Genomic DNA, 12,140 nt, shown 5'->3' on the forward strand with positions numbered 1-12,140 from the left:
CCCCCGTTGTCAACCCTTTAGCCTGGATTTTAATTTTATTTAACTAATAATTTAGATTTTTTAATATTGCAGAGGCAAAATTCCATCTAAAACCACACCTTTTAGATGAGAAACAACAGTTTATCAAGGTGTCGGATATTCCGTGGATCTTAAAAAATCCGAGTAACTGGTTTGATTACAACAGGAGATGTGAAATTGGTACTAAATACTGTATTTTTAGCGCATGGCATTATCGCGACCAGCGATTGGCAATATCGCGACCAGCGATTGGCGTTATCTCTCCCAGCGATTGACGTTCTCTACAATAGAGAGCGACATTACCTGTTTTTCAATAGATGTCCATGACCTATCCTCCTGACATGGTGTGCTATCAAGTTTCAGCCTAAAAACATGTTATCTGTACAATCCTCATCCCCCTCCACCCTAACCAACCATTAGACGAAACGTATATTTTTTTCCTCTATTCCTCAGTCTTTTCATTCTCACAAAGACATCTTCATGTCACTCTCCACACCAAACAAGTATGCTTATATGTCATTTTAAAGTTTTTCAAATGACTACAGGAATGACTTAAAACGACTTAAAACGACTGAGTATTCCCATAATTATGACTTAACAAGAATATGTCTTGAACTATTTCTTGAACAGATCTACCAATGCTACTGCAGAATCTCAGAACTCTAAAATCAAAGGATTCAGGGTGCAGCTACATAGCATCGCTGATATTCCATTCATCTTGCATAGGGTATGTACTGTCTTTGGCTTGGGATTCAACGGAAGTATTAAACTACACAAGAAAAATCCGTAGTAGATAAAAATGATGCAAGAGAGTGTGTGTTTATTACATACCCTCTTGCCCCTATAGGTATAATGTCTTATTTTCCCAAAGACTTGAACATCTTGGTGATGCACTTTTTCTTCTGCTCCATGTTCGGGTGAACATAGAGGTTGAGGGTTGTTGTAATGTTGGCATGACCAAGCAGTACGCTTACGGTCTTGTAGTCGCAGTTGCTTTCAATGCAGCGTGTTGCAAAACTGTGGCGCAATCCGTGATACTTTAGTCGAGGAATGTCAAGATGCGCCATCAACCGATGGTAGTAGTTGCGGTAGGTGCGTGGCTCTGTGGGTTTTTCTTCATTGGTCAGCACATAGAAGTCTGTGTTTACCACCTTTTTCAGAGGCTTCACCATCGCCAGCAGTTCCTTGTTCATCGGTATCTCACGGCATGAGTTCTTGGTCTTGGGTGTGTTGATGACTAACTCCGTGTGCTTGTGTTCGCCCTCCACCATGTAGATGCGCTCAATGGTGCGGTTCACGGTAATTGTGCCGTTGTCGGTGTTGATATCCGACCATTTTAAACCGCAAATCTCTCCGATACGCAAACCTGTAGTGAGACTGATGTAGATGCCGAGGTTGCGGAATGTGAAGTTCTGTTTGATGAAATCGAGTATCTTCTTATGGTGTGCCACCGTCAGCACCTCAATTTCCTTGTTGGTCTCTGTCGTTGGGTACTTGATGTCCCACTCACAATAGCTCATCCACTCGTTCTTTACTCCGAACTTCATCACCATTTTCAAGACTATCAGAATGTCCTTTACCGTTTTAATGCTGAGTCCGCCATTCAGTTTCTGCAAAACGAACTCCTGCACAAGTTTCTCACTCAGAGCCTCACAATCGCCAAACGATGGCAGAATGTGGTTCTCCAAAACTAACACATAAGCAGCGTATGTAGACTGCTTAACGTAGCGTTGCTTGTCACTTTTCCAAGCCAACGCAATTTCTCTAATTGTTTTTGTTGTCATTGTAATCCTTAATTTTGAAGGTGTACATATATAATTAGAGAAAATAGACCTCTGATGTCCCAAATCTCAGATTCCCTGAGTTTCAGGGGGAGTGGGAGAAAAATACACTTGGTGATATATCCGAGTTCTCAAAAGATCGATTGAACTCTAAGGAGTTATCTTGCGATAATTATGTTGCAACAGAGAACATGCTACAAGATTATCAAGGCATTGTTGCTGCATCAAAAATACCATCAAGCACAAATGTTATAAAATTCAGCAAAGGTGATGTGTTATTATCAAATATCCGCCCATATTTGAAGAAAGTATGGTATGCTGACAGAGATGGAGGTTGTTCTGCTGATGTGTTTGTATTCAAGGCTCTTTCTGCTTGCATTCCCGACTTCCTTCATTATGTCATAGCAAATGATAGGTTCATCAACTTTGCGATGAGTGGAACAAAGGGCGTAAAAATGCCAAGAGGAGATAAGGAACAGATGAAAACCTATGAAATTGGATTGCCGTCTATTGAAGAACAGAAGAAAATAGCCAAACTTTTGTCTCTCCTTGACGAGCGCATAACGACCCAAAACAAAATCATTGACAAGTTGCAGTCCTTAATCAAGGGACTAAATGACTCTTTGTATGCTCAATATGGAGGTAAGGTCTTGACCTCATTTGCAGAACTCGGCACTTCATATTCAGGACTGTCTGGGAAGTCTGCACAAGACTTTGGCTCTGGTAAGCCTTTCATAACTTATCTGAATGTGTATTCAAACAATGTTATCAATGAAAATGAATTCCAATATGTGGTAATCAAAGATGATGAGAAACAGAATGTTGCTGAATACGGTGATGTTTTGTTCACATTGTCTTCGGAAACTCCAGAAGAAGTTGGTATAGGGTCTGTGTATCTTGGTAAAGAAAAAGTGTATCTTAATAGCTTCTGCTTTGGTATTCACATCACAAATACGGAAGTAGCTTTTCCTCCATATCTGTCTTACTACGTTTCTTCAACAGCATTTCGCAAGTTCATCTATCCCTATGCACAGGGAAGTACGAGGTTCAACCTTTGTAAGGCTGATTTTGAGAAGGCAAGTATTAAACTACCAACTTTAGAGAATCAAAAGCGAATATACTCTATTCTGAGTCATATAGATAGTAAAATCGAAACAGAAAGACAAATGCTTGACCTCTATAATTCTCAAAAGCAGTATCTGCTTCACCAAATGTTCATATAAAGATCTGGCGGAGCAGATACTGCTTTTGCTTTAATAGTTTGTGTAAAATCTTTTTTTCGACATTACACTTCTGCTCCATAGAAGAAAGACATGAAGATACACTATGTTGTGTTTTCGTCGGTGGAATAATAACTTTAAGCTTTTGAAACGTGTCAAGTCTTAATGAAGGCACTGTTGAGCCCACAGCATTTTTGACGAAATAAGAATTTCGCGTCTTTAGATAAAAATATAGGAAACGAGCATTTATAATTTCGTTGAAGTCAAAAATGGCATAACATCTTTGATGTAAAGCGAATTTCCCTTTGAAATATCGTGGCATAAATTCAGTTCCTTCACCTGGATATATAATAGCTTCTTTGTCAAACAAGAATGTAGGCAAATATTTTATATCCTCAGACCTATCAAAGAAAGGATACAAATCATCCTTTGATTGTGTAACAGCATCTTGCACATTACTATTTCCATTAGTAATTGTAACAATATCACCCATTCTATATTCAATTCCTTGTATGGATGCAAAAATTCTATTACTAATTCCCTTGATTAAGGATTTTGTGGCTTGTAGGGCTGCGATTATTGAAATTGAATATACGCCTAATACTAAAACCACTTCGCCTATAGGCGATGTTATTGAGCAGATTTCTAAGCGTAATAAAAACAATGCGATTAAAAATGTTTTGTCGGTTAGCAATCGTCAAGGTTTCATAAAGCAGAGTGATCAATTTGAAAATAGGAATATTGCAAGCGAAGATACTTCTAACTACAAGATCGTAGAACAGAACGACTTTGCCTTTAATCCTGCACGAATAAACGTTGGTTCTATTGCTCGCCTGACAACTTTTGAAAAAGGCATCGTTAGTCCTATGTATATTTGCTTCCGAACCCAAGGAAACGTAGTACCTGAATACATTGATTACTATTTTGAATCGAAGCATTTCTATTGTGAAATACAAAAGAGATTAGAGGGAAGTGTTAGACAATGCTTGTCTTTTGAAGGACTATGTAATATTCCTCTTTCTCTTCCCTCTTTTGAAATGCAGCAACTAATAGGAAAACGCCTATTTACATTGGGGCAGAAGATAAGAATGGAAACAGATTTATTAGAACTATTGAACAAGCAAAAGCAGTATCTACTCCGCCAGATGTTTATATAAACATTTGGCGGAGTAGGTGCTGCTTCTGTAAGGTGTATAATGCACAGAGCGACATATTGTTTTCAAGAGCAGAATCCACTGATGCAAGCATCTTTACACAAGTGTCCTTGATGGGGGCATTAGGGATTGAAAATGACATGTTTAGTATATCTTCCCCGTTCAAATTTGCAATTGCACCATTACCCCCTTGCAAAGAGTTCCAAATATATCTACGGTATTTGTTTGTTTGAAATAACCATTTTACAATTGGTTCTTTAGAACGGTATATACCGCAAAATGCACCAACGGTTATAGGAGAATGACAGCTGCCGTCATAGAAAGAAGATTTGCCAACCAAAGAAGAACTTCCGTTTGCCATACAGATAACAACATCACCATTTTGTAATTGCTGTTCTGCTGACATTTGCTTATTAACGAAAACAACATTATTATTGTAATCAATCAAACTTCCATTAATAATATTGTTAGAGCGCATAACAAGTGTGCCACCATGTTCAACAATATCGTTACTGCTATAAGTTAGTCCACGAATATATGATCCAACATCATTCAATTGTAGCTTTTCTGAATGTTGACCATTGAATACCTTTTCAATAATCGCAGCCTTTAGTTCCTTTAAGTCTTCAATGATTTTGTTTTGGGTTGCGATGCGCTCGTCAAGAAGAGATAATAGTTTCGCAATTTTACTTTCTTCCTCGATAGATGTTGTGTAAATTGGAAATGAGGAATATTCTTGTGAATTTATGCCTGGTTGTCCAGAACGTGCAGACATAATAGACACCCATCTCCAATATCTATGGGTGTGTAATTGAGAGAATACAAAATAAGGGTCATGTGTCGTCACATTCGCTCTAATCAAGAAACCTGCATAATACAATTTTCCATCTGATTTTTTATACAAATAAGATTTGCCAGTACTCGCTCCTGTTCTTGCCAACAATATATCACGATTATTCACAAGATAGTTATCTGTTAAAACACCATCTGGAGAAACGATGTCCTTATCTGTATAGGTGGATGATGCTTCGTCTATATCCGTGATACGAATATATTTGTTCACACCATCATAGTTTTTTGCAGCAGCATTCATACCATAGTCAAAACCTGTTGCAATATCACCAAACTTAGTTTTCTCCCACTCCCCCTGAAACTCCGGGAATCTGAGATTTGGGACATTAAGGACTTTTCGTCCTTGATTTTTCTCATGCTCGGCAGAGTTCAAGCAAGCTTGGCTCTGCTCTCGCTCACTCGAAAAATTGAGTTTCTTATGTTCGTTATTTTTTGTCGTTGTCATTTTTAATCCTTAATTTGATCGTTCTGAAATAGTCTACCAGCTTGGTGGACAAATTATCTCCCTAAAATTTCCACAAGTTGTGGAAGATTTCAGTTCTCCTTTGGATTGAGGTCGAAAGGAAGCAGAGGCATATCGTCATCACCATTATTAAATCTGTCGAAATCAGAAATATATGAACGGTCTTGGATGAGTTTATATTTCTCATATTCTCCATAAGCCTTTGCTCTTGCTTCATCTTGCGAAACAGTTCCTGCCGAAGGGTTTGTCTCATAGTCCATTGCCGTAAGGAACTGGGCAAGTCGCTTTCGCCAATCTTCCATTGTTGTAATGATATGGCGTTGGGCACGAGTCTCAGCAAAGTCAAGGAATGAAGTAGTTATGCCATTGAGTTGATTAAGTTCGGTATCCGACAAATAGTTCTTGGCTACAATTGTGTCCGACTTTTGTACTCGTCCGTTAGGTACTTTTTTCCATGTGGTAAGCCCCATGTGTGGTTGTTCGGCATCAGCTCTGTTATAGACAATCTCTGCTGCGGTATGATGTGTGACAGCCAAGTGCATCATATTCTGCACCATCTTGAAGAACAATTTGGTACTTTCTGATTTTGCATCATAATCAGCACTACACTCTGCATATACATCCGTTATCTTCTGATAGTAGCGACGTTCAGACGTCCGTATCTCACGGATGCGTTCCAGCAAGTCGTCAAAGTAATCCTTGCCGAAATGCTTGCCTTGTTTCAAGCGTTCGTCATCAAGTACATACCCCTTGATGATAAACTCCTTCAACACAGAAGTTGCCCATATACGAAATTGAGTTGCTTGATAGCTGTTCACACGGTAACCTACGGCAATAATGGCATCAAGGTTGTAGAACAAAGGAGTACGTTCAACATCACGCTCACCCTCAAGTTGAACTTGTTGAATTTTTCTACAAGTTGCCTCTTTTGTAAGTTCTCCACTTTCATAAATTTGAGAAAGGTGATAAGCAATCGTTGCTCGGTCTACGCCAAACAAATCTGCCATGCGTTTTTGCGACATCCAAAATGTCTCGTTGTTGAATATCACTTCTATGCGGGTTTCACCTTGTGCTGTTTTATACAGCAATATGTTGGATTCCAGTGAGTTTTGGATAAGTTCTGTGGTAGAAACGGACTGCGAAAAATATTCTCTTGCTTGTTGCACTAAAGGTTTCTTTCCGTCTGCATTTTCAGCTATAATCATGCACGCCATACGAGACAAACGGAATATGTTCACCTTTCTATATGCACCACTACCGAGCTTGACCATATCAACCGTTTGGTTGAAATGGTCATCAATCTTCATTCCTTTTTGATTGGCTACGGCAATTGCCTTATTTATGACATTTTGGAATTTCCAGTTAGTAGAATATCCCATAGCATTACAAAGGTCGCGCGAACTCCAATATTCCTTGTTGTTTTCGTCAGTCCTGCGGATAGCATCAAACGTAGGACGCATTTCTGGTATATTATCTTTCTCAGCCATATTGAAAATCTTCTAAAATTTTACCAACTTGGTAAAAAAGCCTATTCTACCAATCCCAACTCTTTCACATACCCTTCAATCTCCTTGTCAAGGTCGGCTCGTTTGGCTTCCAGCTCCTTGATTTCCTTCATGACGGCACGAATGTCAATAGGCTCTTCTTCTTCGAAAGTATCTACATAGCGAGGAATGTTGAGATTGTAGTCGTTCTCAGCCACTTCTTGCAGTGTGGCAAGATGACTGTACTTTTCTATCTCCTTGCGCTCACGATAGGTTTCAACAATCTTCTTGATATGCTGCGGACGGAGTTTGTTCTGGGTCTTGACCTTTTCAAACTCTTTGCTTGCGTCGATGAAGAGGATGTTGTCGTCCTCCTTACGACATTTCTTGAACACCAAGATACATGTCGGGATGCTTGTGCCATAGAAGATATTGGCAGGAAGTCCGATGATGGCATCCACATAGTTCTTCTTCTCGATGAGGAAACGGCGGATAACGCCCTCGGCATTGCCACGGAACAACACACCATGAGGAGCGACACAAGCCATTGTGCCACCCTCATTAAGGTGATAAATCATGTGGAGAATAAAGGCATAGTCGGCAGTCTTGCGTGGTGCCAAGCGTCCTGCCTTGCTGAAGCGATCATCGTTGTTGAACTTATCGGCTGCACTCCATTCAGCAGAGAAAGGAGGATTTGCTACCACAGCGTCAAACTGTGTATCGCCAAAAGCATCAGCCTCCAAGGTATCGCCATTCTCTATGCGGAAGTTGCTGAACTTGATGCCATGCAGAAGCATATTCATACGAGCCAAGTTGTAGGTCGTAGGGTTCTTCTCCTGTCCGAAAATCTCGTTCGCATGGCCGATGCTTGCTGCACGGAGCAACAGCGAACCACTACCACAGGTAGGGTCATAGACATTGCGCAGACGAGCGTGACCGATGGTTACAATCTCTGCCAAGATACGGCTCACTTCCTGAGGTGTATAGAACTCGCCAGCTTTCTTGCCAGCACCTGCGGCAAACTGGCTGATCATATACTCGTAGGCATCACCGAGAATATCTATCTCTTGCGATGCTTCTACGCCAAAGTCAATATCATCAAGGGCAAGAAGAACATTGCTGACCAATGTATTCTTATCATCGGCCGTCTTGCCCAACTTAGGTGAAGCAAGGTCAATGTCAGAGAATAGACCGCCAAAATCCTCTTCGCTGTCCTGTCCGAGGGTACTGTCCTCAATACGCTTCAATGAGCGTTCGAGCATTGGCAGGATATTCTCCTTTCTCTTAATGCTCTCAATGACAGACGAGAACAGGAAGTTTGGTTCAATGAAGTAGCCGATATTCTCCAGACATTCAGTCTTCACCTCTTCCTGCAACGCCTCTACGTCTTCGTCCTTCTCCATAGCCCACAAATCTTTGAATGTAACTTCATCATCCACCAATGCGTCATTGGCGTGTTTCTCTATCTTCTCCGACAAATACTTGTAGAAGATAAAGCCAAGGGTGAAGTACATGAAGTCGCTTGCCGACATGTTGCCACGCAGTTTGTTGGCAACTTCCCAAAGTTGGTCACGGAGTTTCTGTTGTAATTCTTCGCTCATATCGTTATTTCCTTTTTATCGTTTTTTATATTATTCCCAACTGAATGTTCTTATAATAGAACGCAGTCGGTCGAGTATTCTTGTTAATGCCTTACGTTTTTTTATCAGCCCCAAGTGCTTTTCTTTCAATGCCTCTTGTATGATTTCTGGCTTTTCTTTTTGTAAATAGTCATATTCTGAGAGGTAATGATTGAGCACGGAAGCATCCAAATCCTCATCCTTAGCAAGTGTATTTACGGCATTGTTGCGCTCAGTGACGATATAGTTGTTCAACCGTTCTTCAAGATCGCTTGTACCATCAGCCTTTTGTTTGCGAGCCATAAAGTTGTCACGGTCATCATCCACATTCTTCTGGATAAATCCGTCAATGAGATTTGCCTTACTGCGAAGTTCGGCATCCTTTATCATTGTGTCGATGATGTGCTTACGCTTCTCTGAATAGTCCTCACTGTATGGATTAAGGTCTGCAATCAGCTCCAAGATATAGGCAACATTGATAATATCACTATGCAGGAGTTCCAGGCAGAAATCAATATCGCCCATACCAGTTGTTTCTTCTTCATGAGGGTCTGGTTCACCAACCATGCCTGGATTGTCCTCTGGTACTTGGTATGTCGTTGACTGCTCTTTGTTTTGCACAGCAAACGAATCGTATATATCAAGATACTTGCTACGGAAGTCCATAAACTGTTGTTCTGTCATTCCGAGGTCGGGAGCATCCTCCTCAAACTCGTCATACACTTGTATCTCTGCGTGCTTTTTGATAATGTCACGGAAAGCGAGGATAAACTGCATCTTGTCGTTCTCACTTTGCAAATAGTCCACATAGTGCGGTTCGGGATAATGCTCCAAGAAGTTCTTTGTCAGTTCTTGATAGTGGGTTTTGACATCATCAAACGGTGGGCGCACAATAACTTCTATTGGGTTGCCATTGCTGAAAAGTTTGATGGACTCATCCACCTTGTTTTTCAAGTCACGGAAGCAAACCACCTTACCGAAACGCTTCTTCTCGTTCAACACACGGTTGGTACGGCTGAACGCTTGCAGCAAACCGTGATACTCCATGTTTTTGTCAACATAGAGCGTGTTGAGTTTCTTGCTGTCAAAGCCTGTAAGGAACATACCGACAACCAAGCAAAGGTCAAGAGGCTTCATGTCTGCCTTCTTTTTCTTCATGCGGAGGTTGATGTCATCGTAATATGCACGGAAATTTTCTGTAGTAAAACTCGTTCCATACATATTATTGTAATCATCCATAATGGCTTGCAGTTCGTCTGCCTCGCCTGTACTTTCGCTTGCAAAACCGCCAGTGTTCATACCGGTCTGCTCATCATCTTGACTACTGTTGGCAGCGTATGTGAAGACTGCTCCAATCCTAATCTTCGGATTGAGGCTCTTGAATATCTTGTAGTAACGGATTAGCATCGGCACTGACTGCACGGCAAACAATGCGTCAAACTCTCCATCGAATGTTGACTTATTGAAATTATTAAGGATAAATTTTGCTATCTCCGTCATGCGGTCTTGGTCGGCATTATCCACATCCTCATTGCCGTGGTAATACTCCACAAGGAAACCAAGCACGTTTTCATCGGCAATGGCATCCTTAATCAAGTATTTGTGAAGACAGTTGCCGAAGATTTCCTTTGTGGTATGTCCGTCCACCGCATTCTCAACAAATATAGGAGTACCTGTAAAGCCGAATATCTGCGTGTTGTCGAAGAACTTTACGATGTTCTTGTGGCAATCTCCGAAATGGCTTCGATGACATTCATCGAATATCATCACGATACGAGAATGGCGTATTTCCTCAATACGACTGCTATACCACTGCTTACTGACAGCGGCATTGAGTTTCTGTATGGTGGTTATGATGATCTTTGAATTGCTGTGCAAACGCTTCACCAATTCGTCTGTATTGTCGGTGCTGTCAACGGCACCAGGTTCAAAAGCCTCGTATTCGGCTTGGGTCTGCGTGTCAAGGTCGTGGCGATCAACCACAAACATCACCTTATCCACATCGTCCAACTCCGATACAAGTTGGGCAGCCTTGAAAGAAGTCAAGGTTTTGCCTGCTCCTGTTGTATGCCAGATATAGCCGTTGTCATTGGAGTTTTCCACACGGTCGAGAATCTTCTCCACGGCATAGAACTGGTAAGGGCGAAGCACCATCAGGCATTTGTCTCCCTCATGCAATACAATGTACTTGCCAATAATCTTGCCCAACGTACACTTGTCGAAGAACACTGTGGCAAACTTCTCCAAGTCGTTGAATGGAACGTTTGCGGCGTCCGTCCAGTTGAAAGTGAACTTATATCCGCTATTCGGGTTGTTGGCAAAATAGCGAGTGTTCACACCATTGGATATGACGAACAGTTGGATGTAATCAAACAGTCCATGGAAAGAAGTCTTGTGATAGCGTTGTATCTGGTTGTATGCCTGTTTCAGTTCCACACCCCTGCGCTTTAGTTCTATCTGAACCAAAGGCAGACCATTGATAAGTATCGTCACATCGTAACGGCATTTCTTTCTGCCCTCAACCGTAATTTGATTGGAAACTTGAAACTCGTTCTGACACCAATGAGTACGGTTCAAGAACTCCACCCATAAGCGTTCACCGCTTTCCAGTTCAAGCGGAAAGAGGTCACGCAGTTTCTTTGCCTTTTCAAAGCGAGTGCCACCTTCAAGATAGATAAGTATCTTTTCAAACTCAGCCTCCGTAAACTCAGTGCGTCCCAATTCTTCCAATTTCTTTTTGTTGTGTTTCTCCAACTGTTTCTTGAAATTGGCAGACAGGTTCTTCTCCTCTTGAATATGAACATACTCGTAGTTCATCTTTTGAAGAGTATCTATAAGTCCGTTTTCGAGGGCAGCTTCACTTTGTACAGGCATATCTTATCTTTTTTATCGTTACACTTATAAGAAGGTTTTCGTTAAGCCAGATGAGCAGAGCTAAGTTTACTTAAGCTCTGCCATGGCGAGAAAACGTGCTATGAAATGGAACATGGCTATTCATCCATTTGCAGGAAATGAATATCCACTTAGACGTATTTCGCTTCGTTCCAATTACATTTGGACTTTCGCCATTTTGCCTACAAAGATAACTTATTTTAATGAAAAAACACAACTATAGGGTTGTTTTCTCTTTTATGCGTGAAAATAATATGTTGAAATTGATATTATGACACTTTTGCCGAGGCTTATACAGGTAAACTCTTAATAACTCGGCAATTTCTAAAACCAAGAAGCAAAAATCCCAATCGCTTGGAATAAGCAATTGGGATTGATTTCGTGCGCCTGACAGGACTCGAACCTGCACGTCGGAAACACTAGATCCTAAGTCTAGCGCGTCTACCAATTCCGCCACAGGCGCATTTCGGCTGCAAAATTAGTAAAAAAGATGCGAACTGCAAAAGGAATATCCGTTTTTCTTTTCATTTGTGCATGATATTGGTATGGAATACACTTTATACCGGAAAGGGAAACGCATGACACTCAAAGGGAATACACATTATACCAAAAACAAAGGAATGAATCAAACCCAAATCGACATGGTGACCAACTTGG

8 protein-coding genes, 1 tRNA gene and 1 pseudogene are annotated in these 12,140 nt (G+C 41.0%); 3 read left to right on the plus strand and 7 right to left on the minus strand.

The annotated features are described in order from the left end of the window. Nucleotides 1–875 precede the first annotated feature (875 nt). Entirely contained in the window at nt 876–1,802 is a 927-nt protein-coding gene (locus tag CIK90_RS06740; RefSeq protein WP_094464661.1) for a site-specific integrase, read from the minus strand. A 101-nt stretch (nt 1,803–1,903) separates the two neighbouring features. On the opposite strand from CIK90_RS06740, the pseudogene CIK90_RS14540 reads away from it, so the two are divergent. Next, nucleotides 1,904–2,383, plus strand: a pseudogene (locus CIK90_RS14540) (restriction endonuclease subunit S); the annotation flags it as partial. Between the two features lie 165 nt (nt 2,384–2,548). Further along, the gene (locus tag CIK90_RS14545; RefSeq protein WP_256387354.1) at nt 2,549–3,022 is read left to right on the plus strand and encodes a restriction endonuclease subunit S; all 474 of its coding nucleotides are present in this window, start codon (nt 2,549–2,551) and stop codon (nt 3,020–3,022) included. Here the strand turns inward: CIK90_RS14545 and CIK90_RS06750 are convergent. Next, nucleotides 3,015–3,512, minus strand: coding sequence for a restriction endonuclease subunit S (locus CIK90_RS06750; protein WP_094464663.1), 498 nt, complete (start codon nt 3,510–3,512; stop codon nt 3,015–3,017). The two genes, CIK90_RS14545 and CIK90_RS06750, sit on opposite strands and share 8 nt — an antisense overlap. 19 nt (nt 3,513–3,531) lie before the next feature. Here CIK90_RS06750 and CIK90_RS06755 point away from each other — a divergent pair, with 19 nt between their 5' ends. Next, nucleotides 3,532–4,176, plus strand: a complete 645-nt coding sequence (locus tag CIK90_RS06755) for a restriction endonuclease subunit S (RefSeq protein ID WP_094464664.1) — start codon at nt 3,532–3,534, stop codon at nt 4,174–4,176. On the opposite strand, the gene CIK90_RS06760 is transcribed toward CIK90_RS06755, so the two are convergent. The 5 genes from CIK90_RS06760 to CIK90_RS06780 all read right to left on the minus strand — a co-directional run bounded on the left by CIK90_RS06760 (nt 4,169) and on the right by CIK90_RS06780 (nt 11,946). Continuing rightward, nucleotides 4,169–5,470, minus strand: coding sequence for a restriction endonuclease subunit S (locus CIK90_RS06760; protein ID WP_094464665.1), 1,302 nt, complete (start codon nt 5,468–5,470; stop codon nt 4,169–4,171). The genes CIK90_RS06755 and CIK90_RS06760 overlap by 8 nt on opposite strands. An 89-nt stretch (nt 5,471–5,559) precedes the next feature. Beyond that, nucleotides 5,560–6,975, minus strand: a complete 1,416-nt coding sequence (gene rhuM, locus CIK90_RS06765; protein ID WP_173849317.1) for a RhuM family protein — start codon at nt 6,973–6,975, stop codon at nt 5,560–5,562. A gap of 41 nt (nt 6,976–7,016) precedes the next feature. Then, a complete protein-coding gene (locus CIK90_RS06770) occupies nt 7,017–8,573 on the minus strand; it encodes a type I restriction-modification system subunit M (RefSeq protein WP_094464666.1) in 1,557 nt (518 codons plus the stop codon). A 30-nt stretch (nt 8,574–8,603) separates the two neighbouring features. Further along, nucleotides 8,604–11,465: a type I restriction endonuclease subunit R gene (locus tag CIK90_RS06775; RefSeq protein ID WP_094464667.1), complete on the minus strand. Its 2,862-nt coding sequence runs from the start codon at nt 11,463–11,465 to the stop codon at nt 8,604–8,606. Nucleotides 11,466–11,865: 400 nt separating this feature from the next. Further along, nucleotides 11,866–11,946, minus strand: a tRNA-Leu gene (locus tag CIK90_RS06780). Between the last annotated feature and the right edge of the window lie 194 nt (nt 11,947–12,140).

The organism is Prevotella sp. P5-126, from assembly GCF_002251185.1.
In the GTDB taxonomy this organism is placed as follows: Bacteria; Bacteroidota; Bacteroidia; order Bacteroidales; family Bacteroidaceae; genus Prevotella.